The organism is Vogesella perlucida (genome assembly GCF_979366545.1).
The window spans coordinates 1-25,499 of sequence record NZ_CEETRO010000004.1 but is presented as its reverse complement, the minus strand read 5'-3'; the positions used below and the strand labels follow the sequence as shown (position 1 = coordinate 25,499).

27 protein-coding genes are annotated in these 25,499 nt (G+C 62.7%); 13 read left to right on the top strand and 14 right to left on the bottom strand.

Features of this window, described 5'->3' with window-relative positions; all coding sequences use genetic code 11:
• Window positions 1-26 precede the first annotated feature (26 nt).
• A complete protein-coding gene (polA, locus tag ACZ9XP_RS06770; RefSeq protein WP_147688479.1) occupies window positions 27-2,831 on the bottom strand; it encodes a DNA polymerase I in 2,805 nt (934 codons plus the stop codon).
• Window positions 2,832-2,850: 19 nt separating this feature from the next.
• Here polA and ACZ9XP_RS06765 point away from each other — a divergent pair, with 19 nt between their 5' ends.
• From ACZ9XP_RS06765 to ACZ9XP_RS06735, 7 genes are all read left to right on the top strand, one after another.
• Window positions 2,851-3,579, top strand: coding sequence for an LOG family protein (locus ACZ9XP_RS06765; protein WP_147688477.1), 729 nt, complete (start codon window positions 2,851-2,853; stop codon window positions 3,577-3,579).
• Window positions 3,580-3,641: 62 nt separating this feature from the next.
• Window positions 3,642-3,947 carry a DUF2782 domain-containing protein gene (locus ACZ9XP_RS06760; RefSeq protein WP_147688475.1) on the top strand — a complete coding sequence of 102 codons (306 nt, stop codon included), beginning with the start codon at window positions 3,642-3,644 and terminating at the stop codon, window positions 3,945-3,947.
• Window positions 3,948-3,956: 9 nt separating this feature from the next.
• Entirely contained in the window at window positions 3,957-4,895 is a 939-nt protein-coding gene (locus tag ACZ9XP_RS06755; protein WP_147688473.1) for a homoserine kinase, read from the top strand.
• A 115-nt stretch (window positions 4,896-5,010) separates the two neighbouring features.
• The gene (locus tag ACZ9XP_RS06750; protein ID WP_170253756.1) at window positions 5,011-5,577 is read left to right on the top strand and encodes an outer membrane beta-barrel protein; all 567 of its coding nucleotides are present in this window, start codon (window positions 5,011-5,013) and stop codon (window positions 5,575-5,577) included.
• Window positions 5,578-5,657: 80 nt separating this feature from the next.
• Window positions 5,658-6,359: a response regulator gene (locus ACZ9XP_RS06745; RefSeq protein WP_147688469.1), complete on the top strand. Its 702-nt coding sequence runs from the start codon at window positions 5,658-5,660 to the stop codon at window positions 6,357-6,359.
• On the top strand, window positions 6,356-7,684 hold the full coding sequence (locus tag ACZ9XP_RS06740) for an ATP-binding protein (protein ID WP_147688467.1): 1,329 nt from the start codon (window positions 6,356-6,358) through the stop codon (window positions 7,682-7,684). Before ACZ9XP_RS06745 ends, ACZ9XP_RS06740 begins: the two co-directional genes overlap by 4 nt.
• A gap of 162 nt (window positions 7,685-7,846) precedes the next feature.
• Window positions 7,847-8,437 (top strand): porin family protein, encoded by a 591-nt coding sequence (locus ACZ9XP_RS06735; protein ID WP_170253755.1) that lies wholly within the window; start codon window positions 7,847-7,849, stop codon window positions 8,435-8,437.
• 168 nt (window positions 8,438-8,605) lie between these two features.
• On the opposite strand, the gene ACZ9XP_RS06730 is transcribed toward ACZ9XP_RS06735, so the two are convergent.
• From ACZ9XP_RS06730 to ACZ9XP_RS06685, 10 genes are all read right to left on the bottom strand, one after another.
• Entirely contained in the window at window positions 8,606-9,802 is a 1,197-nt protein-coding gene (locus ACZ9XP_RS06730) for an EAL domain-containing response regulator (RefSeq protein WP_147688464.1), read from the bottom strand.
• Window positions 9,803-9,910: 108 nt separating this feature from the next.
• Entirely contained in the window at window positions 9,911-11,005 is a 1,095-nt protein-coding gene (locus ACZ9XP_RS06725) for a protein-glutamate methylesterase/protein-glutamine glutaminase (RefSeq protein WP_170253754.1), read from the bottom strand.
• A complete protein-coding gene (locus tag ACZ9XP_RS06720; protein WP_147688462.1) occupies window positions 11,002-11,541 on the bottom strand; it encodes a chemotaxis protein CheD in 540 nt (179 codons plus the stop codon). The genes ACZ9XP_RS06725 and ACZ9XP_RS06720 overlap by 4 nt, the downstream gene beginning before the upstream one ends.
• Window positions 11,538-12,338, bottom strand: a complete 801-nt coding sequence (locus ACZ9XP_RS06715) for a CheR family methyltransferase (RefSeq protein WP_147688460.1) — start codon at window positions 12,336-12,338, stop codon at window positions 11,538-11,540. The genes ACZ9XP_RS06720 and ACZ9XP_RS06715 overlap by 4 nt, the downstream gene beginning before the upstream one ends.
• 85 nt (window positions 12,339-12,423) lie before the next feature.
• Entirely contained in the window at window positions 12,424-12,981 is a 558-nt protein-coding gene (locus ACZ9XP_RS06710; RefSeq protein WP_147688458.1) for a chemotaxis protein CheW, read from the bottom strand.
• A 14-nt stretch (window positions 12,982-12,995) separates the two neighbouring features.
• A complete protein-coding gene (locus ACZ9XP_RS06705; protein WP_465188194.1) occupies window positions 12,996-14,642 on the bottom strand; it encodes a methyl-accepting chemotaxis protein in 1,647 nt (548 codons plus the stop codon).
• A gap of 39 nt (window positions 14,643-14,681) precedes the next feature.
• On the bottom strand, window positions 14,682-16,829 hold the full coding sequence (locus ACZ9XP_RS06700; protein WP_465188193.1) for a chemotaxis protein CheA: 2,148 nt from the start codon (window positions 16,827-16,829) through the stop codon (window positions 14,682-14,684).
• A complete protein-coding gene (locus ACZ9XP_RS06695; protein ID WP_147688453.1) occupies window positions 16,819-17,115 on the bottom strand; it encodes an STAS domain-containing protein in 297 nt (98 codons plus the stop codon). The genes ACZ9XP_RS06700 and ACZ9XP_RS06695 overlap by 11 nt, the downstream gene beginning before the upstream one ends.
• Window positions 17,116-17,166: 51 nt before the next feature.
• Window positions 17,167-17,535, bottom strand: coding sequence for a response regulator (locus tag ACZ9XP_RS06690; RefSeq protein WP_147688451.1), 369 nt, complete (start codon window positions 17,533-17,535; stop codon window positions 17,167-17,169).
• 17 nt (window positions 17,536-17,552) lie between these two features.
• Window positions 17,553-18,695 (bottom strand): methyl-accepting chemotaxis protein, encoded by a 1,143-nt coding sequence (locus ACZ9XP_RS06685; RefSeq protein ID WP_465188192.1) that lies wholly within the window; start codon window positions 18,693-18,695, stop codon window positions 17,553-17,555.
• 349 nt (window positions 18,696-19,044) lie between these two features.
• On the opposite strand from ACZ9XP_RS06685, the gene hemF reads away from it, so the two are divergent.
• The 4 genes from hemF (at window position 19,045) to ACZ9XP_RS06665 (ending at window position 21,940) form a co-directional block, all read left to right on the top strand.
• On the top strand, window positions 19,045-19,953 hold the full coding sequence (gene hemF / locus ACZ9XP_RS06680; RefSeq protein ID WP_465188191.1) for an oxygen-dependent coproporphyrinogen oxidase: 909 nt from the start codon (window positions 19,045-19,047) through the stop codon (window positions 19,951-19,953).
• Window positions 19,954-19,955: 2 nt separating this feature from the next.
• Window positions 19,956-20,537 carry a hypothetical protein gene (locus ACZ9XP_RS06675; RefSeq protein ID WP_147688445.1) on the top strand — a complete coding sequence of 194 codons (582 nt, stop codon included), beginning with the start codon at window positions 19,956-19,958 and terminating at the stop codon, window positions 20,535-20,537.
• A gap of 18 nt (window positions 20,538-20,555) precedes the next feature.
• The gene (locus tag ACZ9XP_RS06670) at window positions 20,556-20,954 is read left to right on the top strand and encodes an HIT family protein (RefSeq protein ID WP_465188190.1); all 399 of its coding nucleotides are present in this window, start codon (window positions 20,556-20,558) and stop codon (window positions 20,952-20,954) included.
• Window positions 20,955-21,100: 146 nt separating this feature from the next.
• Window positions 21,101-21,940: a sulfurtransferase gene (locus tag ACZ9XP_RS06665; RefSeq protein WP_147688442.1), complete on the top strand. Its 840-nt coding sequence runs from the start codon at window positions 21,101-21,103 to the stop codon at window positions 21,938-21,940.
• A 69-nt stretch (window positions 21,941-22,009) separates the two neighbouring features.
• Here ACZ9XP_RS06665 and ACZ9XP_RS06660 read toward each other — a convergent pair whose 3' ends face one another.
• Together ACZ9XP_RS06660 and ACZ9XP_RS06655 are read right to left on the bottom strand one after the other, a co-directional pair.
• Window positions 22,010-22,606, bottom strand: a complete 597-nt coding sequence (locus ACZ9XP_RS06660) for an RBBP9/YdeN family alpha/beta hydrolase (protein ID WP_465188189.1) — start codon at window positions 22,604-22,606, stop codon at window positions 22,010-22,012.
• Window positions 22,606-23,379 (bottom strand): exodeoxyribonuclease III, encoded by a 774-nt coding sequence (locus ACZ9XP_RS06655; protein ID WP_465188188.1) that lies wholly within the window; start codon window positions 23,377-23,379, stop codon window positions 22,606-22,608. The genes ACZ9XP_RS06660 and ACZ9XP_RS06655 overlap by 1 nt, the downstream gene beginning before the upstream one ends.
• A 73-nt stretch (window positions 23,380-23,452) precedes the next feature.
• Here ACZ9XP_RS06655 and pyrE point away from each other — a divergent pair, with 73 nt between their 5' ends.
• Window positions 23,453-24,097, top strand: coding sequence for an orotate phosphoribosyltransferase (pyrE, locus tag ACZ9XP_RS06650; protein ID WP_147688436.1), 645 nt, complete (start codon window positions 23,453-23,455; stop codon window positions 24,095-24,097).
• A 2-nt stretch (window positions 24,098-24,099) separates the two neighbouring features.
• Window positions 24,100-24,714, top strand: coding sequence for a DUF4124 domain-containing protein (locus ACZ9XP_RS06645; protein ID WP_147688434.1), 615 nt, complete (start codon window positions 24,100-24,102; stop codon window positions 24,712-24,714).
• A 6-nt stretch (window positions 24,715-24,720) separates the two neighbouring features.
• On the opposite strand, the gene ACZ9XP_RS06640 is transcribed toward ACZ9XP_RS06645, so the two are convergent.
• Window positions 24,721-25,047 (bottom strand): hypothetical protein, encoded by a 327-nt coding sequence (locus tag ACZ9XP_RS06640; protein WP_147688432.1) that lies wholly within the window; start codon window positions 25,045-25,047, stop codon window positions 24,721-24,723.
• Between the last annotated feature and the right edge of the window lie 452 nt (window positions 25,048-25,499).

Genomic DNA, 25,499 nt, shown 5'->3' with positions numbered 1-25,499 from the left:
GGCCAACCTTGTCGGCCAGGCGATGCTTAGTGAGCGGCCTCCCAGCTATCGCCTACGCCCACCTCGGCCAGTAGTGGCACCTTCAGCGCCGCCACACCCGCCATCAGCTGCGGCAGGCGCGTCCGCACCAGCGCCAGCTCGTCCTGCGCCACTTCCAGCACCAGTTCATCGTGTACCTGCATGATCAGGCGGCTGCGCAGGCCGTCCTGCAGCAGCCAGCCCTGCACCGCGATCATGGCCAGCTTGATCAGGTCGGCAGCGGTGCCCTGCATCGGCGCGTTAATGGCGGCGCGCTCGGCACCGGCGCGGCGTGCCTGGTTACCGGCGCGGATGTCCGGCAGGTACAGGCGGCGGCCGAACACGGTTTCCACGTAGCCCTGCTCGGCGGCCTGCTCGCGGGTGCGCTGCATGTAGTCGGCCACGCCGGGGTATTTGCGGAAATAGCTGTCGATATACACCTGCGCCGCGTCGTTGCTGATGCCCAGCTGCGCGGCCAGACCGTACTTGCCCATGCCGTAGATCAGGCCGAAGTTGATGGCCTTGGCAGCGCGGCGCTGCTCGCTGCTTACCTCGGCCAGCGGTGTGCTGAACACCTCGGCGGCGGTGGCCTTGTGAATGTCCTCGCCGCTGGCAAAGGCGGCCAACATGCCTTCGTCGCCAGACAGATGCGCCATGATGCGCAGCTCGATCTGCGAATAGTCGGCGCTGACAATCACGAACCCCGGCTGGGCGATGAAGGCCTCGCGCACGCGGCGGCCCTCGGCGGTCCGTACCGGGATGTTTTGCAGATTGGGCTCGCTACTGGCCAGGCGGCCGGTAATGGCCACGGCCTGTGAATAAGTAGTGTGCACGCGGCCGGTCTGTGGATTAATCAGCGTCGGCAGCTTGTCGGTGTAGGTGGACTTCAGCTTGGCCAGGCCGCGGTACTGCAGGATCAGCTTGGGCAGCGGGTGGTCCAGCGCCAGTTTTTCCAGCACTTCTTCGTCGGTAGAGAAGCCCCCCGACGGCGTTTTGCGCACGCCCTTGGAGGGGATGCCCAGCTTGCCGAACAGGATTTCCTGCAGCTGCTTGGGCGAATTCAGGTTGAACGGCTGGCCGGCCAGCGCGTAGGCCTGCTGCTCCAGCTGCAGCATCTCGCTACCCAGCTGGTGGCTTTGTGCGGCCAACTTGTCGCGGTCGATCAGCACGCCGGTGCGCTCCATGGCAAACAGCACCTCGGCCACCGGCAGCTCCATGTCGCGGTACACACTGCCCAGCGCGCCATCAAGCTGCGGGGCAAAGTGCTGCGCCAGGCGCAGGGTGATGTCGGCGTCTTCGGCGGCGTAGTTGGCCGCTACATCTACGGCCACTTCGGCAAAGCCGATCTGCTTGGCGCCTTTACCGCAAATTTCCTCGTAGGTCACCGTGGTTTCGCCCAGATGGCGGCGCGCCAGGTCATCCATGCCGTGGCGCTCGTGGCTTTCGATCACGTAAGACGCCAGCAGGGTGTCGTCCACCACGCCGCGCAGGGTAATGCCGTGGTTGGCCAGCACGTGGCGGTCGTATTTCAGGTTCTGCCCCAGCTTGGGACGGCTGGCGTCTTCCAGCCACGGTTTGAGCTGTGCCAGCGTGGTGTCGAAGTCCAGCTGCTGCGGCGCGTCCGGCCCGCAGTGCGCCAGCGGCAGATAAGCAGCCTCGCCCGCCTGCACGGCAAAACTCAGGCCAACGATGCGCGCCTGCATCGGGTCCAGGCTGGTGGTTTCGGTATCTACCGACACCACTTCGGCGGTGGCCAGCTTGTGCAGCCAGGCGTCCAGCTGGGCCTGGGTCAGGATGGTTTCGTAGCTGCGCGCTACCGCCGGCGGCGGCGCCAGCTGCGGCTCGATACCGGCGGCGATGGCCGACACGCTGTCCAGATCGTCGCCAAACAGGCTGCCGCTCACGTGCAACGGTGCCTGCACAGGCGCCGGGTTGGCCGCCACCGCACCGCCCAGCTTGTCGTTGACCTCGCGCAGGAAGGTGCGGAAGCCACACTGGGCAAACAGCACCGCCAGCTGCGCGTACTGCTTGCTGCCGTGGCGCAGGTTGTCCATGCCCTGCGGCAGCTCGTGGTACAGCTCCACATCGCACTTGATGGTAATCAGCTCGCGCCCGCGCGGCAGCCAGTCCAGCACTGCGCGCAGGTTCTCGCCCACCTTGCCGCCCACGTTGGCCGCATTCTCCATCACAGCCGCCAGCGAGCCGTACTGCTCCAGCCATTTCACCGCCGTCTTCGGGCCGCATTTATCCACGCCCGGCACGTTGTCCACCTTGTCGCCGATCAGCGTCAGGTAGTCGATGATCAGGTCTGGCGGCACACCGAACTTTTCCTTCACGCCGGCTTCGTCCAGGTTTTCGTTGGTCATGGTGTTCACCAGGCTCACCGCCGGGCTCACCAGCTGCGCCATGTCCTTGTCGCCGGTGGAGATGATCACCTTCATGCCGGCTGCCTCGGCCTGGCGCGCCAGCGTGCCGATCACATCGTCGGCCTCCACGCCTTCCACCATCAACAACGGCCAGCCGCTGGCGCGCACCACCTCGTGCACGGTCTCGATCTGCGCGGCCAGCTCGCTGGGCATGGACGGGCGGTTGGCTTTGTACTCGGGGTACAGGTCGTCGCGGAACGTCTTGCCCTTGGCGTCGAATATGCAGGCGCTATAATCGAATTGGACTTCCTTTTCCAATCGGGCCAGCATGTTCACCATGCCGTAGATGGCACCGGTGGGCTCCCCCTGCGGCGAACGCAAGTCGGGCATCGCGTGGAAGGCGCGGTACAGATAAGAAGAGCCATCGATCAATAACAAGGTTTTCATAATCAAAAAGGGCTAAGGTATGGGCTTGCACGATAAATTACCGCAAACAAGCGACCGTTACGCGATGATGCAACGCTTCCGGGCGCGCGAAGCGTGGCACGTGATGAAGATTTTGTCGGAATTCGTCGAATCCGCCGAAGAGCTGCAGACCATTACCCCGGCGGTGAGCATCTTCGGCAGCGCACGAACCCCGCGAGACCACCCGTATTATAAGCTCACCGAGGACATCGCCCGTCTGCTTTCGGACGCCGGCTTTTCGGTGATCTCCGGCGGCGGCCCCGGCATCATGGAAGCGGCCAACAAGGGCGCCTTCTACGGCAAGAGCCCGTCGGTGGGCCTGAACATCGTGCTGCCACACGAACAGCGCCCCAACGAATACCAGGACCTGAGCCTGACATTCGACCATTTCTTCAGCCGCAAGGTGATGTTTGTCAAACACGCACTGGCCTACGTGGTGATGCCGGGCGGCTTTGGCACGCTGGACGAAATGTTCGAGGCGCTCACGCTGATCCAAACCGGCAAAAGCCGCAAAATGCCCATCATCCTGTGCGGCAGCGCCTTCTGGGGCGGCCTGCTGGACTGGGTACGCGAACGCCTGGCCGGCGACGGCATGATCAACCCGGCCGACCTCGACCTGCTGCAGCTGATCGACGACCCGCAGGAAATTGTGGAAACCATCTTCCGTTTTTACGAAACCCGCGGCTTCGAAACGCTGCCGGAGGAGCGCGAACAGCTGCTAAACCTGTAGAATTGGCCTGACAGAGGGGGCAATAGCCCCCCACCACCAAGCCCAGGACCAAGGAAACCCTCATGCAGCGCCTTTTGCTGGCTACCCTCATGGCAGCCTCGCTCGCGGCTTACGCCGACACGCCCCCCGCCACCGTTCCGCCACCACCGGCCACACTCAGCGGCCCGCAGCCGGAAGTACGCGTTTACCAGAACGGTCCGGACACCGTGGAAGAGTACCGGATGAACGGCAAGGTCTATATGGTGAAAGTAACCCCGCAGGGTGCACCGGCCTACTTCATGATGGACGAAGAAGGCAAAGGCGTGATGCAGCGTGTTTCCCCCTCCCAGCAGCAGGTTACCCCGCGCTGGGTGCTGATGACGTTCTAGGAGGCCGCCATGTCCGTGTACACCTCGGTTTCCAACGACGACATGCAGGCCTGGCTACAGCGCTACGCGCTGGGCGAGCTGGTGGAACTCAAAGGCATTGCCGCCGGCATCACCAATACCAACTACTTTGTCACCACCACGCACGGCCGCTACGTGCTGACGCTGTTCGAAGTACTGCAACTGGCCGAGCTGCCGTATTTCCTGCAGCTCAAAAGCCACCTGTCGCGTCATGGCGTAGCCTGCCCGGCGCCCATTGCCGACCACAACGACCAGTTTGCCTCCTTGCTGGCCGGCAAGCCCGCTTGCCTGGTGAGCTGCCTGCAAGGTAGCGATGTCAGCCACCCCAATGCCGCACAGTGCCACGCCGTGGGCGAAATGCTGGCGCAAATGCACCTGGCCGGCAGCACCTTCCCGCTGCGCATGGACAACCCGCGCGGCCCGGCCTGGTGGGCGCATACCGCCAGCACGCTATACCACGCCATGCCGGCAGCCGACGCCGCCATGTTGCGCGACGAAATTGCCTTCCAGGCCAGCCACCGCTTCGACTTCTTGCCACACGGTGTCATCCACGCCGACCTGTTCAAAGACAATGTGCTGATGGATGGCGACCGCATTGCCGGCTTTATCGACTTTTACTACGCCTGCAACGACATCCTGCTGTACGACGTGGCCATTGCGCTGAACGACTGGTCACGCCTGCCGGATGGCCAGATAGACGATGCCCTGGCCAGCGCGCTGCTCGCCGGCTACCAGGCGGTACGCCCGTTCACCCACAGCGAAATCGCCGCCTGGCCGGTGATGCTGCGCGCCGGTGCGCTGCGCTTCTGGGTATCGCGCCTGCTGGATTACCACCAGCCGGCCAGCGGTGAACTCACGTTTACCAAAGACCCGGGCGTGTTCCAGCAACTGTTGGCCGCACACCGCCAGCGCAGCAGTTTCTGGCTGTAATAGCAGAGAAAATCTATCGAAATAACAAGCCGCGCACAATCATACATAGGTCATATTGCGACCTGCGCGGCTTGCCACTAACATGCAGCACTACCTCAACGCATGGAGCATCAAGATGAAAAAGAACCTGCTACTGCTGGCCCTGCTGGCACCACTGGCGGCCTACGCGGTTGACAGCAGCAAAGACGAATACATCGGCGGCAACCTGTCGCTGACCCGTCATAGCGTGAGCATGCCGGGCTTTACCACCACCAAAACCGACAACAACAGCAATGGCTACGGCCTGCGTGCCGGTTTTTATAGCCACGACCAGCTGTCGTGGGAGCTGGACTACCAGAACTACGGCACCAGCGAGCGCACCCTGAGCAATGGCAGCAAAGTAGAATCCGAGCTGTCCAGCGTCGGCATCAGCGCCATTGGCCACCTGCCGCTAAACGACAAGCTGGGCCTGTACGGCCGTGCCGGCATGGCCCGACTGGAAAGCAAAACCAGTGGCGCCAACAGCTTCAAGGCACGCAAGACCGTGCCGGTTATCGGCCTGGGCGTAGAAACCCAGCTGCAGCCGGATCTGCGCGCTTATGTAGAAGTCGCCAAGACCGGCAAGGTAAAATCCAGTACCGGCAGCCAGGAAGACACCCACTCCGGCACCCGCCTGAGCGGTGGCATCACCTATCATTACTGATACCGGTCTGCCGTACGCAACAGCCCGCCTGGCGGGCTGTTTTGCATTGATCGCCCCTAACCCGCTAGACGAGACACCGCATGTCCCCACGCCTGCTACTAGTAGAAGATGACCAACGCCTGGCCGACCTGGTACGCGTATACCTGAGCAAACACGGCTACGAGGTACTGCACCACGGCCGGGGGGATACCGCGGCCGAGCTGATCCTGGCGGAAAACCCCGACCTGGTGATACTGGACGTGATGCTGCCGGGCAAGGACGGCTTTGAAGTCTGCCGCGATGTCCGCCCGCGCTACCACGGCCGCATCCTGATGATGACCGCGCGCGACGAAGAAATAGACGAAATCCTGGGCCTGGAGCTGGGCGCCGACGACTACCTGACCAAACCGGTAGAGCCGCGCCGCCTGCTGGCGCGCATTCGCGCCCTGCTGCGCCGTAGCGAAGGCGAGGCCAGCCAGGCCGCAGAAGAAGGCCGCATCGTTTTTGGCCAGTTCAGTATCAGCCAGGCCACGCGCGAAGCCATGCTGGGCAGCGACACGCTGGAGCTCACCACCGCCGAGTTCGACCTGCTGTGGCTGCTGGCCAGCCACGCTGGCGAGATCCTGTCGCGCGACGACATCATGAACGCCCTGCGCGGTATCGGCTTTGACGGCCTGGACCGTTCCATCGACGCCCGCATCTCGCGCCTGCGCAAAAAACTGGGCGACAACCCAGACACCCCGACCCGCATCAAAACCGTCCGCGGCAAAGGCTACCTGTTCTCGCGGAGCGACTGGGAGTGAAGCCCCCCGCCACGTTGGCCGCACTGTTTGCGCGCTACTTCGTGCAGACCATGGTGGTGCAATTTGTCCTGCTGCTGGGCTTTGTCACCCTGCTGATCTTTCTGACCTCCGGCGCCGACCGCGACCGTATCCAGCAGCAAATGGATGGCACCGTGCGCATGATCCAGCGCCAGCTGCTGTCGCAACAGCCGGCACGGCGCCCGGCCGAGCTGGCCACCATCAACGAGCTGTTCACCTACCCCATCAAGCTGCTGCCCGCCATACCCGCCGGCCTGGACGACGAAGCCCGCGCCCGGCTGGCCAGCGGGCAAAGCTGGCTGGACTACGGCAACGAGCTGCTATACGCCCCACTGCCCGGCACCAGGCAGATACTGCAGCTGGGCCCGCTGAACCAGGAAGCCGAACCGCATAACTTCCTGCAAACAGAATGGGGGCTGTTCTTGCTGTGGTTCGGCTTTTTTGGTGTGCCCATGGGCCTGCTGATTTACCTGAACCTGCGCCCGCACTGGCAGTCGCTCATTACCCTGCGCAGCACGGCCAACCAGTTGGCAGAAGGCGATCTGTCGGCCCGCGCCGCTGCGCTGAAAAGCCCCTTGTTTGCCCCGCTGGGTAGTGTCATCAACGACATGGCCACCGCACTGGAACGGCAGGTAGAAACCCGCCAGGCCCTGGCCCACGCGGTAGCCCACGAGCTGCGCACCCCGGTAGCGCGCCTGCGCTTCGGGCTATCCATGCTGGACGAGGCAGATGATGATGACGAACGCCAGCAGTACCGCGAAGGCATGGAGCGCGACCTCACCGAGCTGGACGAGCTGCTGAACATCAGCCTCAGCTACGCCAAACTGGACCGTGGCGAAGTGGCCTTGCAGTACGAAACCATCGACCTGAACGAATGGTTCGACGATCTGATCAACCTGATGCAGCCCTTGTGCCCCGGCCAGCTGCAGCTGGGCCTGAGCTGTGAGCCCGGCAGTGCCACCTTCGACCGCAAGCTGATGTACGTGGCCACGCGCAACCTGCTGCTGAACGCGTTCAAATACGCCAGCAGCCAGGTACACATGACCGTCAGCCTGGCGGATGCCCAACTGCATATTGCCGTGGAAGACGATGGCCCCGGCATCCCGGCCGCCGAACGCGAGCGCATTTTCGAGCCATTCCAGCGCCTGGACCGCTCGCGCGACCGCGCCACCGGTGGCCACGGCCTTGGCCTGTCGTTTGTCCGGCTGATCGCCCTGCACCACGGCGGCCATGCCCACGCCGGCGTGGCCAGCCTGGGTGGTGCCCGCATGGCGATTACCGTGCCGCAGCACCCTGCGGCCAACTAGCACCGCCCGCCAGGGCCGCCCGGCGCGGGCGGCCCTGTCACACAGCGTCACACAACGGCATGTTGGCCGCACATTCCCCGCACGCAAGCGACATAGTGTTAAGACCCACTGCTGGGCACAATAGCCCCATCGAGTTCACAGATGACCCAACAGGAGCCTCACATGAAAAAGCTGATTATTGCCACCCTCTTCGCCGCTGCCGGCACCACCGCATTCGCAGCCGATACCGGCACCTACGTATTCGGCAATCTGGGCGTGTCCGCCAACCAGTGGACCCTGAAAGACGGCTCGGCCGCCAAAGCCGGCGTGAGCGACAAGAAAGTGAAAAACGACGATGCCACGTCGGGCATGTTTGAGATCGGTGCCGGCCAGCGCATCAACGACAACTTTGCGGTAGAGGGCAGCTACCTGAGCCACGGTGACGCTACCGAACTCAAAGGCGCAGGCAAGCTGGACTACGACGCCTTTCGTGTCGCTGCACTTGGCATTATCCCTGTAAACGACCAGTTTGAAGTGTACGGCAAGGTATCGGCCAACCACATCCGCAGCAAGTTCACCAGCAGCACCGCCGCGCTGCAAGGCAGCAAGGACAGCACCTTCGGCATGGGCCTGGGTGTGGGTGCCAACTACAAGCTGAACAAACAAGTGAGCCTGCGTGCCGAATACGACGGCATCGGCAACATCAAGCACAAAGAGATCACTGACACCGCCCCGGTGGGCGCGCTGAAAGTGGGCCTGACTTACCGCTTCTAAGCCCCAGGGCGGCCTGATATCAGGCACCAGGCCGCCTGCTTTACCTGTTTTACCCCGTTTCTCCTCGTGTGTATTCCCGGCCCGCTTTGCGGTGGGCCTCTCCTTAGTGAGTGCTAGTGCGTTGCTTGGCCCGTCCGCTGGACGGGCATTTTTTTTGCCGCCAAACGCTCAGGCGGGGGCGCCTTCCGGCTGGCGGCGCTGGCGTATCCACGACTCGAATTGTGCCGGCGGCAAAGGCTTGGCATACAGATAACCCTGCCCCAGCACGCAGCCGCGATTGTTCAGGCACAGCTCATCGCCCTCGGTTTCTATGCCCTCGGCCACCGTGGTCAGGTTCATGCGCTTGGCCAGCTCGATCACGCTATGCACCACGTTTTCCAGGTGGGATTTGTTGCTGATGGACTGCACCAGCGACTGGTCGATCTTCAGCTCGGTAAACGGGAAGCGTACCAGCTGCTGCATGGTGGCAAAACCGGTACCGAAATCGTCTATCGACAGGCCAAAGCCCGCCAGCCGCAAGCGCGCCGCCACGCCCATGGCTTCGGCCAGGTTGTCGGCCACCGCGGTTTCGGTAATCTCGAAAATGATATAGCGCGGCGGCACCTTGCTCTGCGCCACTTGCTGTTCGATGCGCCCCACCAGCTCGTCGCTATCCATGGACAGGGCCGACAGGTTGATGGACATGGGCAGGCGCAGGCCGCGCCGTGCCCATTGCTGCCACTGCGCCAGGCCCTGCTGCAGCATCAGTAGCGTCAGCTCGGTACTCCAGCCGCACTGCTCTATCACCGGGATAAAACGCGCCGGCATCACCACGTCGTCGCCTTGCGGCCAACGTGCCAGCAGCTCGGCCCCTTTCAGCAGCTGCCCATGCAGCGTCACCTTGGGCTGGTAGTAGGGCACGATCTCGGCGCGGTCCAGCGCCAGGCGGATATCGCTATCGGTACACAAGGCCTGCTGGTGGGCGCTATTGCCCCCCTGCTGGTACGCCCGGCTCACCAGGTCGCCCAGTTCGGCCAGGCTGATGGGCTTTTGCAAGGCGCCCAGTACCGGCAGCCCCAGCTCGCGGCCCATCAGCTCTACCGTGGCAATCAGCATGGGGTCTTTGGCCGATGCCACCACCACCGGTGTCACCAGCCCTTCGCGCGCCATGCGCTGTAGCACCTGCACGCCATCCACTTTAGGCATTTCCAGGTCGAGCAACAGCAAAGAAGGCAGGCGACTGCGCATGGCTTGCAGCGCCTCCTCGCCATTGCGTGCAGTACGCACCTCGCTCATACGCATCTTGCGGCACAGCTCGGACAGCAACACCAGCTGCGACGAGCTGTCATCAACGATCAGAACATCTTGCAAGGTAAACTTGGGCATGGGCCGCCACTCTGCTAATCGAACAATACAAGCAGGCGCCTGGCATCAGGTGCCCTGTCATGTTTTTATATTAAACACGGGTTATTAAAATTCAAGGGCATACAGGCACTAGTGTTTACTAATGGCCCCCGGTAGCGCATCCAGCGACAGCACGTCGCGGGCGGCACCCAGTTTGATGGCTTCTTTGGGCATGCCGAATACCACGCAGCTTTGTTCGTCCTGGGCAATGGTATGCGCGCCGGTATCGTGCAGCTCTTTCAGCCCCTTGGCGCCGTCGTCGCCCATGCCGGTCATGATCACCCCCAGCGCGTTGCGCCCGGCAAACTTGGCGGCCGAGCGGAACAGCACGTCCACCGACGGTTTATGCCGGCTCACCGGCGGCCCGTCCACAATGTCGACGTGGTAAAACGCCCCGCTACGCTTGATCATCATGTGCTTGCCGCCCGGCGCAATCAGCGCACGGCCGGGAATGATGCGGTCGCCGTTGGCCGCTTCTTTTACTTCGATCACCGATAGCCGGTTCAGCCGCTCGGCAAACGACGAGGTAAAGCGCTCCGGCATGTGCTGCACGATGGCGATGCCCGGGCAGCCACGCGGCAGCCGGGTCAGAATATGCTCCAGCGCCTGGGTACCGCCGGTGGAGGTGCCAATCACCACAATGCGCTCGGTGGTGCTGAACATCTCGCGCCCGGTAGGCGCATCCAGCACCGCATCCGCCGACAGCTTGCTGGGCGTGGCCAGCAACGGCTTGCCACTGGCGCCAGCCTGCGGTGCTGCCGCCGGGGCAACACGCACATTGCCCATACGCGCCGAGGCGGCGGCTTTTACCGCCTGCACCAGCGCATTGCCGTTGGCCTCCAGAAACGCTTTTACCCCGCCGGTGGGCTTGGCAATCACCTCTACCGCGCCCGCGGCCAGCGCGTTCATGGCCATGTCCGAGCCTTTTTGCGTCAGCGAGGAGCAAATCACCACCGGGGTTGGCCGCGTGCTCATCAGCTGCTTGAGGAAGGTGATGCCGTCCATGCGCGGCATTTCCACGTCCAGCACAATCACGTCTGGCCAGCGTGCTTTCATTTTCTCCATGGCCATGATGGGGTCGTGCGCCACGTCGGCTACCTCGATGCCCGTGGCCTGGGTAAACACGGCAGTCAGCACCTGGCGCACTACGGCGGAATCATCTACCAGCATTACCTTGATCGTCATGTTGACGCCCTCCTTCTATGACTTACGCGGCTGCCGGCCGGCACGTCGCGTTCATTACTCTGCCGCACCCACACATCGCCGCAGGCCACGTCAAACAACACCAGCCGTGCACCGCTACCGCCAAAGTCTTCTGCCTGCACATTCAGCCCCAGCTGGGTAGCCAGTAGCCTGGCCATGACGATGTTTTCACCAGGTACATCGGTGACCTGGCCATCGCGCTCGGTGCCGGACAGTACCGACGCGCCGCCGATCAGCTTGACCTGGAACTCGCGCAGCGGCCGCCCGCTACGCAGTGCCTCGCGCACCAGCAGCAGCATGGCCTCGTCGGCGTAGCGCCCGCTGAAGGTGTCGCTGATCTCGCCGTTTTTGCGCTGCGACAGCAGGTAGTGGCACATGCCACCCAGCTTCAGCCGCGGGTGCCACAGGGTGATGGACACACAGGAACCCAGCAGGGTCTTGATCAGCGCCTCGGCACCGCCGAAATACCATTCACCGGGTTTCAGGAATACCTCGGTACGCTGGTGGGATTCGCTCATGACAGTTTCCGGTAAATACCCGGTGCCACCAGCTGGATAGGCAGCGGCAACCCGTGCAGGCTTTCAGAATGGCTCACCAGCAAAAAGCCGCCCACCGACAAGCGGCCCAGCACGCGCTGCACCACTTGCAGCTTGGTGGCTGCATCAAAGTAGATCAGCACATTGCGCAGGAAAATCACGTGGTACGGCCCGATGGTGGGCAGCTCTCTGTCCAGGTTGATCAGCTGGAAATTCACTTTGCGCCGCAGCTCCTTGCACACCATAAAGGTGCCCGCGTGCTGGCGTACCCCTTTCAGACAAAAGCGGCGCAGGTAGTCTGGCGGCATGCCTTCACAACGCTGCAGGGTGTAGTGCCCTTTTTCGGCGCGCGCCAGCACCCCCTGGCTGATGTCGCTGCCCATCAGGGTCCAGTCGCCATCCAGCCCGCGGATATCGGCCAGCAGCATGGCAATGCTCCACACCTCTTCGCCGCTGGACGACGCCGCGCTCCAGATACGCAGCGTGCCGGCGACCGGGTGCTGGCGCAGCTGTGCCTCCAGCCAGTGAAAATGCTTGGGCTCGCGAAAGAAAAACGTTTCGTGCGTGGTCAGCAGGTCAATAGCGGCCTCGCGCTCGGCCAGCTCCGCCGGGTCCTGCAACATGCGGAAATACGCCTCGAAGGTGGCCACATTGCGTGCGGCCAACCTGCGGGTCAGGCGCTGGTGCACCAGGGTTTTCTTGCCAATGGGGAAATGCACCCCGGTCTGGGCCTTCATCCATACGGCAAAACGTGAAAATGTCGCATCAGATAACTGCATGCTCCCCTCCTTGCGGCCTGCCGGCCAGGCGCCGGCAGCCAGTGCGCTGTGTCGCCCGCCCGGGCCGTAGCCGGGGCGGGCCGTTTTATACTTCGGCTTCGCGCAGGTCTGCTACCTCGCCGCCATTCATGGCAGACAGCGTGGCCATTTCTTCTACCGACAAGACTTTTTCCACGTCCAGCAGCACCACAAAGCGGTTATCAACCCTGGCCATGCCCGAGATGAAATCCACGCGGATACGGCTGCCAAACTGCGGCGGCGGTTCGATGTCGGCAGCGCGTATCGCCAGCACCTCGTGCACCGCGTCCACCAGAATGCCGATGTACTGCTGCATCTCCTCGTTGGCCACCTCGATAATCACCACGCAGGTGCGGCGCGACACGCCGGTTTCGTTACGGCCAAAACGCACGGCCAGGTCGATCACTGGCACCACGGCGCCGCGCAAGTTCATCACCCCGCGGATAAACGCCGGCATCAGCGGCACCTGGGTCAGCGTGGTGTACTCCAGAATCTCCTTGATGGACAAAATACCGATGGCGTAGGTCTCGCCGCTGAGCTGAAAAGTCAGGTATTGCAGGACGTCCTCGTGGACCTCCTCGACCTGGGCGGCATCCCGCCCCCGGCGTATGGTGAGTGCACCCATAGTGGTCTCCCCGCTTAGAAGCGCACGAAATCGTTTTCGTCCGCCTCGCCACCTGCGCTGCCGTGCAGGTTGGCCGCAGGCTGACTGCTGGCCGTGCCACGCCCGCTGCTGCGACGGCGAGCCAGGCCCGATGTTTCGATACGGAAGAACGAAATCAGGTCTTGCAGGTTTTCCGCCTGGCCGCTCATTTCCTCGGCGGTAGACGCCAGCTCCTCGCTGGACGACGCGCTTTGCTGGGTCGCCGAGTTAATCTGCTGTACCGAGGCATTGATCTGCCCTACGCCGGTGGCCTGCTCCATCGAGGCGGCAGAAATCTCTTGCACCAGGTCGGCAGTTTTGGAGCTGGAACGCACGATTTCTTCCAGCAGCTGGCCAGCACGCTCGGCCATGGACACGCTGCCGCTGGCTACTTCGCCAATTTCCTGCGCCGCCACCTGGCTGCGCTCGGCCAGCTTGCGCACCTCGGCCGCCACCACGGCAAAACCTTTGCCGTGTTCGCCGGCCCGCGCGGCCTCGATCGCTGCGTTCAGCGCCAGCAGGTTGGTCTGGTAGGCAATATCGTCCACGATGCTGATCTTGTCGGCAATCTGGCGCATGGCCACCACGGTCTGTTTCACCGCGTCGCCGCCTTCTGCTGCCTCGCGTGCGGCCTTGGTGGCAATGCTCTCGGTGAGCTTGGCGTTATCGCTGGTCTGGTTGATGGACGAAGACATTTCTTCTACCGACGCCGAGGTTTCCTCTACGCTGGCAGCCGATTCGCTAGCGCCCTGCGCCAGCGACTGGGCGGTGGCGCTCACCTGCTGCGAGGCAGACGACAGGTTGTCGGCATTGCTGCGTACCTCGGCCATGATGCCGCGCAGCTTGTCGATGGTGGTGGCAATGGACGCCGCCAGGCTGGTGGTATCGCCCGGTTTTACCACCACGTTCACCATCAGGTTGCCGTTGGCCACTTCGCGCATGGCGTCGGCCACATAATGCGGCTCGCCACCCAGCGAACGGGCGATGTTACGGATGATCAGGATAGCCACCACAATGCCGACCACCAGCGCGATGATGGACACGGTCAGCATCTGCATGAAGGCGGCGTTGTATTTGTCGTCCGCCTCTTTGGCCATGTCAAAGCTCAGCTGGGTTTCGTAAGCCGACAGCTCAGCAATCAGGCTGCGCAGCTTGCCCATGGCCGGGTTGGCCTGCTGCTGCATCATGGTGGCGGCTTCTTCGTTCTGGTTGGCCGCCCCCAGCTGCACCACGCGGTCCACCAGCGGGAAGGCCACCGCTGCCTGCGCCGCAATCTGGTTCATCAGATCGCGCTCTTTCTCGCTTATCGGCTCTACCTGGCCGGCAAACAGGTCTTGCAGTTTGCGGTACGCGTCCGGGTATTTGTTTTTGTTGCTGTTATAGATTTCTACGGCCTTGCTCAGCTCGGCAGCGTCGGTAAGGATGATCACGTTGCGGTACTGCACGCGCATTTCCTGCACCGCGTCGTTCATGGCGTTGATCTGCACCAGCTCGGGACTGTTTTCCTTGGTAATGGCATTGAGCTGCACATTGATCTGCCTAAAACCATTCATGGCAATGACAAACACCAGCAGCATGAAGAAAATCACGGCACCAAAGCCCAGGCCCAGGCGCATGGCGACAGACATTTGTTTTGTGCTCATTTCTATACTCCCCCGCAGCCACCGGCTGCCATGGTTGATTTAGTGATTACCGTGGCCACCACGCTGCTGTGCGTGTTCGGCGTGGCTGGCAAAACGCTCTGCTTCCTGGCTTGTTGCAAAATGAATCAACGACGGTACATCCAGAATCAGTGCCACCTCGCCCGAGCCCAGAATGGTGGACCCGCTGATGGCGCGCAGGTGGCGGAACAGGTTACCCAGCGGCTTGATCACGGTCTGGAACTCGCCCAGCAGCTCGTCCACCACCAGCCCGGCCTTGCTGTCGCCGTAGCGCACGACCACCACGTTCTGGCGCTTGGCGTGCGGCTGGCCCAGCTCCAGGAAACGGTTCAGCCCCAGCAGCGGCAGCACTTCGCCGCGCAGGTTCAGGCAGTTGTGTGCGTCGCCCTGCAGTGCATCGGGCGGTAGCTCGATGCACTCGATCACGGTTTCCAGCGGTATCACGAAGGTGGCGTTGCCCACCGACACCAGGAAGCCATCGATAATGGCCAGGGTCAGCGGCAGGCGAATGCGGAAGGTGGTGCCTTCGCCGGGTGCCGAATCGATATCGATGGTGCCGCGCAGCTGTTCGATGCTGCGCCGTACCACGTCCATGCCCACGCCACGGCCAGAAATATTGGTGACCTGCTCGGCAGTGGAGAACCCGGGCTCGAAGATCAGCTTGTAGATGTCGCCATCCGGCATCACGCTGTCGGCGGCCACCAGGCCATTGGCCACGGCTTTGGCCAGAATCTTGTCTTTACGCAGCCCGGCGCCATCGTCGGCGACCTCGATCACCACGCTGCCGCTTTCGTGGTAGGCGTTCAGCCACACATTGCCCTCGGCGGGCTTGCCTGCGGCCAACCTGGCCTCGGACGACTCGATGCCGTGATCCATGGCGTTACGCACGATATGCATCAGCGGGTCGCCCAGCTTGTCCACCATGGATTTATCCAGCTCGGTGTCGGCACCGGACACATTCAGCTGGATGCTCTTGCCCAGCTCCTTGGACACATCGCGCACCACGCGCGGGAAGCGGCTGAAAATATCGCCGATCTGCACCATGCGCATGCTCAGCGTGCCGGCGCGGATCTGCTCGATCAGGTTGGCAATGGCGATGGTGGATTCCACCAGCGCGCTTTGCGACGAACGCCTGGCCATCAGGTTGGCCGCGGCACCGGCAATGACCAGCTCGCCGATCAGGTTGATCAGGCTGTCGAGTTTGGCGGCCTCCACCTTGATAAAGCGGCTTTCGCTACCGCGCGGGGCTTTGGTTTCCGCCACGCTGGCAGCCGGTTTGTCGGCTTTGTCGCTGGTTTTCTCGGCGGCTTTAGCGACCGCAGCTGCGGGCTCCGGTGCCGCGGCAACGCTGGCGGGGGCATCGGGGCTGAGCCCCAGCGCCTGCCAGGCCTGGCGCACGGCGGCTTGCTCGGCCTCGTCAGCGTGGGCGATCAGCTGCGGCCAGTGCGCGGCAGCCTCGCCCACCGGGAAGATATGAATCTGGCTGTCTTCGCGCACAAACTCGAACACGTCCAGCAGCATTTGCTGGCTGGCATCGCTGGAAAACAGCAGCTCGAAACGCAGGTAACAGCTTTCCGGGTCAAAGCGCTCGGCCTGCGGCAGGCGGCACAGTACCGGCTGTACGATCAGGAACTCGCCCAAGAGCCGCAGGTAGCGAAAGAAGGCGGACGGGTCCATGCCGTTGCGCAGCACGTCTTCGTTAAAACGTAGCGACATTACCCAGTCGCGCAGGCCGCCTTGCTCGGGCACGCTGGTCTGGCTGGTACTGGCTGGCTCGTCTGCGGCGGTGGGCTGGGCGTAGTGGCGCAGCTCGTCCAGCAGGCTGGTTTTCAGCATGTCCTGCTGCATGGCTTTGTCGTCTACCACGGCCAGCATGGCTTTGACGTGGTCGTGGCAGCGCAGCAGCAGGCCGGACAGGTCTTCGCTGAGCGCCAGGTGGCCACCGCGCAGCAGGTCCACCACGTTTTCGGCTTCGTGGGTGAAGTGCACGATTTCGTCCATGCCAAACAGCCCGGCCGAGCCCTTGATGGTGTGCATGGCGCGAAACAGGGCGTTGAGCTGCTCGTCGGTGGTGTCGGTGGCTTCTACATCCAGCAGGATGCGCTCCATGTCTTCCAGCAGCTCGCGCGCTTCTTCCAGAAACGTCTGCTTGGCGGCATCAAGATTCATGGCCGGCCTCCTCTTCCACGATTGGCAGGTGTATCAGCAGCCCCAGCATGGTGAGCAGCTCGCGGGCGGCGGCAGACAGGTGTACCAGCGATAGCTGTTTTTGCAGCCGGGTGGCTTCGCTGTGCAGCCACAGCAGTACCTGGGCCGCCGAGCTGTCCATTTCACCGACTGCCGACAAATCCACGGTCAGGCTGTCGCTGGCGATCAGGGCGTCGGCTAGCTGCTGGCGCAGCTGGGCCGCTTGGTAAATGGTGCATTCTTCGTCCAGCTTGATGGTGGATGGCATGGCGTTCCTCCGGCAGCGTGGCAGTGTGTCCCTGGTGGCGCGCGGCCGGGGCTAGGGCAGAATCAGCTTGGAGATGGCAGACAGCAGGATGGGCGGCTGGAAGGGCTTGACCACCCAGGCTTTGGCGCCGGCTTCCTGGCCGGATTTTTTCTTTTCGTCGCTGGTTTCCGTGGTGAGCATGATCACCGGGGTAAATTTGTACGACGCGTGCTGCTTCACGTTTTTCAGAAAGGTGATGCCATCCATCACGGGCATGTTCACATCGGACACGATCAGGTGGATCTTGCGGCCATCCAGTTTTTGCAGGCCTTCCTGGCCATTCCCCGCTTCTATGACGTCATAGCCGGCGTCCATCAGGGCTATTTTCACCACCTGACGCAGGCTGGCAGAGTCGTCAACGATCAATATGGTCTTTGCCATGGCAAGTCTCCCCGTTATCAGAAAAAGGTTACTTCTTCACTGGCACTACCGCCCTGCGCCTTGCCGCCGCTGTGCAGTGAGTGCTGCTCGTGTGTGGTGTAGGTACGCTTCAGGTCTGCCAGCCAGCCTTGTGTATCCGGCGGTGGTGGCGGCTGGTCTTGCGGTGCAGCCAGAGCCTGGCCCAGCGTGCTTTCCAGCCGCTGCATATCGGCCATGACATGGCCCAGAATCTGGCTGATGCGGTCCTGGAACTGCAGGTTCACCAATACATCCTGGATTTCGTCGCGCACATGGCTGCCGCTGGCAGACAGGCTCTGCTGGCTGTCTTTCAGCTCGCGCGTCACGTGCTGGTAGGTCTGGATCACCTCGGTTACCGAGCTGCTGGCCTCGCCCATCAGCGCTTTTTCTTCCTGCCCCAGCTGCTGGGCGCGCTGCGCGGCCGCGTCCAGCTCGCCCACAATCTGCTCTACCGCGCTGGCCATGCTCTTGCCGGTATCGTTGGACTGCATGGACAGCTTGCGCACCTCGTCGGCCACCACGGCAAAGCCACGACCGGCCTCACCTGCACGGGCGGCTTCAATGGCCGCATTCAGCGCCAGCAAGTTGGTTTGCCCGGCAATGAAGGACACCGACTCGGCCATGTCCTGCAGCTTGTGCGTATGGCCCTGCAGCTGGGTAATGCGCTCGATCAGCTGGTTGCGCTTGGTCACCGACTCATCCAGCACCTGCAGGGTTTGCAGCAGCTTGTGCTCGGCTTGCTCCAGCCGGGCAAAGTCGCTGATACCTGCGGGCTTGTCGCCCAGCGACTGGCGAATAATGTCGTTCATGCTGGCAAAGCGTGTCGCCAGTTTGCCAATGGCGTCTTCCACCTGGCCTGCGGCCAACTGCACCTGGCCAGACCACAGCGGCAGCACCTGGCTGACCAGGCGGCCGGCCTCTGGCCAGTACGGTGGCGGGGCGGGCTCCGGCAGCCCTGGCGGCTCGGCGTCGCTACTGTCTTGCGGCGCGCCTGGCAGTAGCAATACGGCCAGTACAGGCAAGATAAACAGCACTGCTGCCAGCCACCAAGCGCTGCCGGCAACCCAAGCCAGTAGCGGGCCGAGCACGGCGGACCCGGCCAGATAAGCAATATGCGAGGTGTTTTTTTGTAGGCTCAGCACGGCGAGACTTTCTTGTTTTATGAGTTTCACTAGTGCTATAGCTGCCTTTTTTTATAGTTTCAATGTAAGGCTGAGCACTTCATGATGCACAGTCGCGTATAAAATCCATCCGGCTTACCTGCATCAAATACTGGCGCCATGAAACTGCAGCCATGCCAGTGGCAGGCACAGCGAATACAAGAAATAACAAAGCCATACTTTTGCAGCAAAGCATAGCCGTGCAAGGCAGGCCACTGGCGAGCGGTGCGCGCAGCCGGTGCATTCGCCAGCGACACGCACAGCAGCCCTGTCGTTTACGCCGCGGTTTGCCATTACAATCCGGCATGACTTTCGAACCCGGACTACGCGCATGAGCCACCCGCACGCCAATCAGGTAAAACAGTTTCTTTTGGGTCTGCAGGATCACATCTGCCAGGGCCTGGCCACCGCTGACGGTACGGCCAACTTTATCGAGGACAGCTGGCAGCGCTCGGCCGGTGGCGGCGGGCGTAGCCGCGTGCTGACCAACGGCGCGGTATTCGAGCAAGCCGGGGTGAACTTCTCGCACGTGTCCGGCGACGCGCTGCCCGCCAGCGCCACCGCGCACCGCCCGGAGCTGGCGGGGCGCCGCTTCGAGGCCATGGGCGTGTCGCTGGTGATCCACCCGGAAAACCCCTACGTCCCCACCAGCCACGCCAATGTGCGTTTCTTCATTGCCGAAAAAGACGGCGAGGCGCCGGTATGGTGGTTTGGCGGCGGCTTCGACCTGACGCCCTACTACGGCAATGTGGACGACGTGGTGCACTGGCACAGCGTGGCGCGTGACCTGTGCACGCCGTTTGGTGACGACGTCTACCCGCGCTACAAGAAATGGTGCGACGAGTACTTCTATCTGAAACACCGCAGCGAGGCGCGCGGCGTGGGCGGCCTGTTCTTCGACGACCTGAACCAGCCGGATTTCGACACCAGCTTTGCCTTCATGCAGGCGGTGGGGAACGGCTTTACCGACGCCTATCTGCCTATCGTGGCACGCCGCAAGGCCACACCGTGGGGCGAGCGCGAGCGCCAGTTCCAGCTGTACCGCCGTGGCCGCTACGTGGAATTCAACCTGGTATGGGACCGCGGCACGCTGTTCGGTCTGCAAACCGGCGGCCGCACCGAATCCATCCTGATGTCCATGCCGCCGCTGGTACGCTGGGAATACGGCTACCAGCCAGAAGCCGGCAGCCCGGAAGCCGCGCTGTATACCGACTTTTTACCGCACCGCGACTGGGTATGAGCATGCTGCGGCCAACCATGCGCCAGCTAGCCATGGCGCTGATGCTGCTAGCGGCACAGGCCAGCCAGGCGGCCAAGCCGCCAGCTGATGTGCAAGCTGCGCTACCTGCCGGCCAGACGCTGCTGGCCTGGGAAGCCGCCGACCTAAACCGCGACGGCCGGCCCGACGCCATCATGGTGAGCGAAGCCAAAGCAACCAGCGAAGATGAGGGCCCCAGGCTGTTGCAAGTACTGCTGCGCCAACCTGACGGCAAGCTCAAAGTCGTCGTCCGCAGCGCGCGTGCGGTAATGTGCCGCCAGTGTGGCGGCGTGTTTGGCGACCCGTTTGAAGGCGTACAGACCCAGGCCGGTGGCTTTACCCTGCTGCACTACGGCGGCAGCAACTGGCGCTGGCGCGAGGACTTCCGCTTTGCCTGGTCGCGCCGCGACCAGACCTGGCAACTGGTGGCGGTAGATAGCCTGAGCTACCACACCAGTGACCCGGACCAGCAAAAACAGCAACACGCCCGCCCGCCACGCGACTTCGGCCTGATCAACCTGGCCGACTTCGACTACGAAAACTGGCAAGGGCGCGGCCAACGTTAAGCCCGTAAAGGACACCCCATGCACTGCGAACTGTGCCACCAGGACGGTGGCGACATCCTGTACCGCGACGACAAACTGCGCGTGATTCTGGTGGCCGACGCCGATTACCCGGCGTTCTGCCGCGTAATCTGGCACGCCCACGTCAAGGAAATGACCGACCTGGCCCCGGCCGACCGCGCCCACGTGATGGACTGGGTGTACCGCACCGAGGCCGCACTGCGCAGCCTGCTTAACCCGGACAAAATCAACCTGGCCAGCTTCGGCAATATGGTGCCGCACCTGCACTGGCACGTGATTCCACGCTTTGCCGACGACAAGCACTTCCCGCAGCCGCTATGGGGCCAGCCCCAGCGCGATGGCGTAGCGCACGGCATGCCACAGTTGGCCGCCGCCTTGCGCGCCGCACTGGCCGGCTGAAGCCCGGCCGTGCTATGGTGGTCAACGTTTAATATTTCAAACAACGCTTGACCACCGTCAACGGCAGCCCGCCTGCCAGGACGCCTTGCGAAGCCGGCCACCGGCTGGCTTCGCAAGGTGCCCAAGCGTGTGCAAAGGAGAACCCCATGTACCGTACCCTGATCAGCGCAGCAGACCTGCTACAGCACGACACCACCGACCTGGTGCTGCTGGACTGCCGCTTCCAGCTGGCCGACCCGTCCTACGGCCCCACCGTCTACGAAGCCGGCCACCTGCCCGGTGCCCACTACCTGCACCTGGATTACCACCTGTCTGGCGCTAAAAACGGCAATAACGGCCGCCACCCGCTACCAGACGGCCAACGCCTTGCGGTGAACTTTGGCGCGCTGGGCATCGGACCCAACACCCAGGTGGTGACCTACGACGACGCCGGCGGCATGTACGCCGCGCGCGCCTGGTGGCTGCTGCGCTGGCTGGGCCACGAGGCTGTGGCTGTGCTGGATGGCGGCTTCCAGGCCTGGCAGGCCGTGGGCGGCGCCGTGACCACCGACGCACCCGAGAAAAACAGCACCCGCTTCGTGATGCGCCCGGCGCTGGAGCAGCTGTTCGATGTGGATATGGTGGCGGCCAACCTGGACAAAGTAGAACGCGTGCTGATCGACGCCCGCGCCCCCGACCGCTTTGCCGGCCAGAACGAAACGCTGGACCCGGTAGCCGGCCACATTCCCGGCGCGCGCAACCGCTTCTTCCAGCACAACCTGCAGGACGGCCGCTTCAAACCGGCTGACGTACTGGCTACAGAATGGAACGCAGTACTGGGTGACACGCCCGCCAGCGACGTGGTGCTGTACTGCGGTAGCGGCGTCACCGCCTGCCATAACCGTCTGGCCATGGCCCACGCCGGCCTGGACGGCGCCGCGCTGTACGCTGGCAGCTGGAGCGAATGGTGCAGCGACGACAGCCGCCCGGTGGCGACTGGCAACTAAGCCACGCTCACCCGCACATGAAAAAGGTTGGCCGCATGCGGCCAACCTTTTTTGCTTCTCAAGCCAGATTCAACCCAGCATCAGTTGCTGGATCAGCTTCTGCCCGGCCTTCCAGTCGCCCAGCCCGCTGTGGCTACCCATATGGCCGGCGTTGCCGGCGTCCAGCAGCGGCACCCCCCAGCGCGCCGCCATGGCTTCGCTGCTGGCGTAATCGCAAAACAGGTCGTCACGGCTGGCCACCATGCGCGCCGGCACCGGTACGCGCATGTCACGCGGCGCGGCAAAGCCATCAAAACCGGGCAGCGCCGCCTCGTCAGGCAGCTCGCCGCTGGCACGCGCCCGCGCCTCGGTAATCGGCAACGCCGGCGGCGCCACCAGCAGCAGGCCTTTTACCTTGCGCTGCTGCAGCAGGCTGGCCTGACCCAGCCATTCCACTGCGGTATGGCAGCCCAGGCTATGGGCGGCCAACACCACCTTGCCGCTGCAGCCGTCTACCGTGTCGGCCAGGCGCTGCACCCAGGCATCGCGACTAGGGTACAGCCAGTCGTCCTGCTCCACACGGCGCGCCAGCGGGTACAGCATTTCCCAGTAGCTTTGCCAGTGTTTGGGGCCGGAGTTACCCCAGCCGGGCACGGTAATCAGGAAGATATCGTCGTCATCCCACATCACAGGCTCCGCTCGTAATCGACGGTCAGCGGGGCGTGGTCGGAGAACTTCTCGTCTTTGTACACGCTAGCCGCACGCGCCAGCGCCATCAGGCCGGGGCTGACAATGTGGTAGTCGATACGCCAGCCCACGTCTTTGGCGTAGGCCTGGCCACGGTTGCTCCACCAGCTGTAGCCCGGTGCGTCGGGGTACAGCGTGCGCCATGCATCGCACCAGCCGCTACCCAGCAGCTGCGTCATCCAGGCGCGCTCTTCTGGCAGGAAGCCGGAGTTTTTCAGGTTGCCCTTCCAGTTTTTCAGGTCGATCTCGTTATGGGCAATGTTCCAGTCACCGCAGATCACCACGTCGCGGCCGCTGTCGCGCAGCGCTTCCATATGCGGCATGAACACGTCGAGAAAATCAAACTTCACCTGCTGGCGCTCGTCGCTGCTGGAGCCGGACGGCAGGTAGAGCGATACCACCGACAGGTTGCCGATATCCAGCTGCAGGTAGCGGCCTTCGGCGTCGATCCAGTCCACGCCCAGCCCGGTAATCACGCGGTCCGGCACGTGGCGGGTGTAGATACCTACCCCGCTGTAACCTTTTTTCTCGGCGTAGTGAAAGTAGCCGGTCAGGCCATCCGGGTTCTGCATGCGCGGGCTCAGGTCGCCTGCCTGTGCCTTCAGCTCCTGCAGGCAGACAAAATCCGCCTGATGGCCCGCCAGCCAGTCAAAAAAACCTTTCTTGTCCGCCGAACGGATGCCGTTCAGGTTGGCGGAAACGATTCGAAGCATGGGGTCTCCCGTGGTATCCTTGCGGCGATTTTTCAGCCACGTCAACGCGTTAAAAGTATATAGGGGTATTCAGATGAGCGATTTCCGCCAGGATTTTATTCGTTTTGCGCTTAAGAAGCAGGTATTGCGCTTTGGCGCCTTCGTCACCAAGGCTGGCCGCACTTCCCCTTACTTCTTCAATGCCGGCCTGTTCAACGACGGCGAAAGCACACTGCAGCTGTCCCGCTTTTACGCCAAGTCTATCAGCGAGAGCGGCGTAGCATTCGATATGATCTTCGGGCCTGCTTATAAAGGCATCATCCTGGCCGCAGCCACCACCATGGCGCTGGCCGAGCAGGGTCGCAACGTGCCTTTTGCCTATAATCGTAAAGAAGCCAAAGACCACGGCGAAGGCGGCACCCTGGTAGGCGCCCCGCTGCAAGGCAAGGTGCTGATTATCGACGACGTGATTTCTGCCGGCACCTCGGTACGCGAGTCGGTACAGCTGATCCGCGCCGCCGGCGCCGAGCCAGCCGGTGTGGCCATCGCGCTGGACCGCATGGAACGCGGTACCGGTGAGCTCTCCGCTGTGCAAGAAGTGGCGCGCGACTATAATCTACCCGTCATTGCCATCGCCAACCTGAAAGACTTGCTCGGTTTCCTTGAAGGCAGCCCGGAACTGGCCGACAATCTGGAAGCCGTGCGTGCCTACCGCGCCCAATACGGAGTCAACGACTAACCATGCGCCCACACCACCTCGCCCTGCTTATCCCCCTGCTCGCCTCGGCAGCAGGGGCAGAAGGTCTGTACAAATGGACCGACGAACGCGGGGTGGTGCACTACAGCGATTACCCGCCACCGACAGAACAAAAAAGCGGTGTCAGCAAGCTGAACAAGCAGGGCATCCTGCTGCGCAAGGGTGAAAGCGAAGCAGACAAGCGGGCACACGAAGCCGAGCTGGAACGCAAAAAACAAGAACAGGCACAACGCGCCGAACAAATCCGCTACGACCGTGCATTACAAGAGCGCTACCGCTCTGCCGCAGACATTGCCGCAGAACGCGACAAACAGGTCAAAACGCTGCAAACCGGCTTGCGTACACTGGAAAGCCAGCTACGCATGGCCAGTGCACAGCTCACCGACCTGAACAACGAAGCCAACAAACTGCGCAGCAGCGGCAAAAGTATCTCCCAAGGCCTGAGCAGTCAGCTGCAAGAGAAACAGCGCCTGCAAAACGAAACCTTGGCCTTGATCCAGTCCCGCCGAGCCGAAATCGAACGCCTGCGCATGAAAGCGGCACAAGACATGCTGCGCTTTCAAGAACTGAACCAAGCCACGCCGGCAGCGCCCCGGTAAAACCCGTTACTGCCCTTCTTTCTGCTGCCAGGCATCCCGCAAACGCTGCGTAGCCTGCTGCATCACCGTATCAGCGGCCGCTTTGTCCGCTAATGCCTGCTGCTGTAACTGTGCTGCTTGCTGCACCTGCAATTGGGCATCTGCCAAACGCTTTTGCGCCTGTTTCAACTCGTCCTCGGCCTGCAGCAAACGCTTACGCGCCTGCTCCTGCTTACCATCCGCCTCCTGATACGCCATCTGCGCAGAAAGCAGTAGCGCATCAACATTCGCCGTTTGCGCCCATACGGGCAGGCTTGCCAGGCAGCAAAGCAACATTACAGCCTTCTGTTTCATGACTTACCCCAATAATGAAAAAACCAAGCTTAACGTATATGCCTGCAGGCTGCCCAGCACGACCTCAGTCGGTAATCGGTCTGGCGACCACGTAAACAAAAGCCCCAGGTCTAAACCCAGCCTGCGTAGCCCGGCATAAGCCGCAGGCGCATCCGCAGGCCGGCGGGGGGACGTGGTGAGCGGGGGTTGTTGTCGGGTATCGGTTGAGACCACCACGCCACGGCCAAAGTTGGCCGCAGCAGTGCTGGTCTGCTGCGCGGCGCGCACCAACACCCCAGCCAAGCGGACTTTTTATGTTTGCTCAAACAAGCCAAAGCCCGCTTGCGCGGGCTTTTTTATTGACTGGGCTGGGAGCGACCCGTAGCCCGGCATAAGCCGCAGGCGCATCCGGGGGGCGGCCGTAGGCCGGCGGGGGTGGGTGGCGTGGTGGGCGGGGGTTGTTGTCAGGTATC

Bases quoted from the DNA above. Each gene is read 5' to 3' on its own strand.
- ACZ9XP_RS06670 (WP_465188190.1), top strand. From the start codon at position 20,556: ATGCACTGCGAACTGTGCCACCAGGACGGTGGCGACATCCTGTACCGC.
- ACZ9XP_RS06660 (WP_465188189.1), bottom strand. From the start codon at position 22,606: ATGTGGGATGACGACGATATCTTCCTGATTACCGTGCCCGGCTGGGGT.
- ACZ9XP_RS06665 (WP_147688442.1), top strand. From the start codon at position 21,101: ATGTACCGTACCCTGATCAGCGCAGCAGACCTGCTACAGCACGACACC.
- ACZ9XP_RS06700 (WP_465188193.1), bottom strand. From the start codon at position 16,829: ATGAATCTTGATGCCGCCAAGCAGACGTTTCTGGAAGAAGCGCGCGAG.
- hemF (WP_465188191.1), top strand. From the start codon at position 19,045: ATGAGCCACCCGCACGCCAATCAGGTAAAACAGTTTCTTTTGGGTCTG.
- polA (WP_147688479.1), bottom strand. From the start codon at position 2,831: ATGAAAACCTTGTTATTGATCGATGGCTCTTCTTATCTGTACCGCGCC.
- ACZ9XP_RS06745 (WP_147688469.1), top strand. From the start codon at position 5,658: ATGTCCCCACGCCTGCTACTAGTAGAAGATGACCAACGCCTGGCCGAC.
- ACZ9XP_RS06755 (WP_147688473.1), top strand. From the start codon at position 3,957: ATGTCCGTGTACACCTCGGTTTCCAACGACGACATGCAGGCCTGGCTA.
- ACZ9XP_RS06645 (WP_147688434.1), top strand. From the start codon at position 24,100: ATGCGCCCACACCACCTCGCCCTGCTTATCCCCCTGCTCGCCTCGGCA.
- ACZ9XP_RS06735 (WP_170253755.1), top strand. From the start codon at position 7,847: ATGAAAAAGCTGATTATTGCCACCCTCTTCGCCGCTGCCGGCACCACC.
- ACZ9XP_RS06715 (WP_147688460.1), bottom strand. From the start codon at position 12,338: ATGCAGTTATCTGATGCGACATTTTCACGTTTTGCCGTATGGATGAAG.
- ACZ9XP_RS06640 (WP_147688432.1), bottom strand. From the start codon at position 25,047: ATGAAACAGAAGGCTGTAATGTTGCTTTGCTGCCTGGCAAGCCTGCCC.
- ACZ9XP_RS06725 (WP_170253754.1), bottom strand. From the start codon at position 11,005: ATGACGATCAAGGTAATGCTGGTAGATGATTCCGCCGTAGTGCGCCAG.
- ACZ9XP_RS06690 (WP_147688451.1), bottom strand. From the start codon at position 17,535: ATGGCAAAGACCATATTGATCGTTGACGACTCTGCCAGCCTGCGTCAG.
- ACZ9XP_RS06760 (WP_147688475.1), top strand. From the start codon at position 3,642: ATGCAGCGCCTTTTGCTGGCTACCCTCATGGCAGCCTCGCTCGCGGCT.
- ACZ9XP_RS06675 (WP_147688445.1), top strand. From the start codon at position 19,956: ATGCTGCGGCCAACCATGCGCCAGCTAGCCATGGCGCTGATGCTGCTA.
- ACZ9XP_RS06750 (WP_170253756.1), top strand. From the start codon at position 5,011: ATGAAAAAGAACCTGCTACTGCTGGCCCTGCTGGCACCACTGGCGGCC.
- ACZ9XP_RS06655 (WP_465188188.1), bottom strand. From the start codon at position 23,379: ATGCTTCGAATCGTTTCCGCCAACCTGAACGGCATCCGTTCGGCGGAC.
- pyrE (WP_147688436.1), top strand. From the start codon at position 23,453: ATGAGCGATTTCCGCCAGGATTTTATTCGTTTTGCGCTTAAGAAGCAG.
- ACZ9XP_RS06695 (WP_147688453.1), bottom strand. From the start codon at position 17,115: ATGCCATCCACCATCAAGCTGGACGAAGAATGCACCATTTACCAAGCG.
- ACZ9XP_RS06765 (WP_147688477.1), top strand. From the start codon at position 2,851: ATGGGCTTGCACGATAAATTACCGCAAACAAGCGACCGTTACGCGATG.
- ACZ9XP_RS06730 (WP_147688464.1), bottom strand. From the start codon at position 9,802: ATGCCCAAGTTTACCTTGCAAGATGTTCTGATCGTTGATGACAGCTCG.
- ACZ9XP_RS06705 (WP_465188194.1), bottom strand. From the start codon at position 14,642: ATGAGCACAAAACAAATGTCTGTCGCCATGCGCCTGGGCCTGGGCTTT.
- ACZ9XP_RS06720 (WP_147688462.1), bottom strand. From the start codon at position 11,541: ATGAGCGAATCCCACCAGCGTACCGAGGTATTCCTGAAACCCGGTGAA.
- ACZ9XP_RS06710 (WP_147688458.1), bottom strand. From the start codon at position 12,981: ATGGGTGCACTCACCATACGCCGGGGGCGGGATGCCGCCCAGGTCGAG.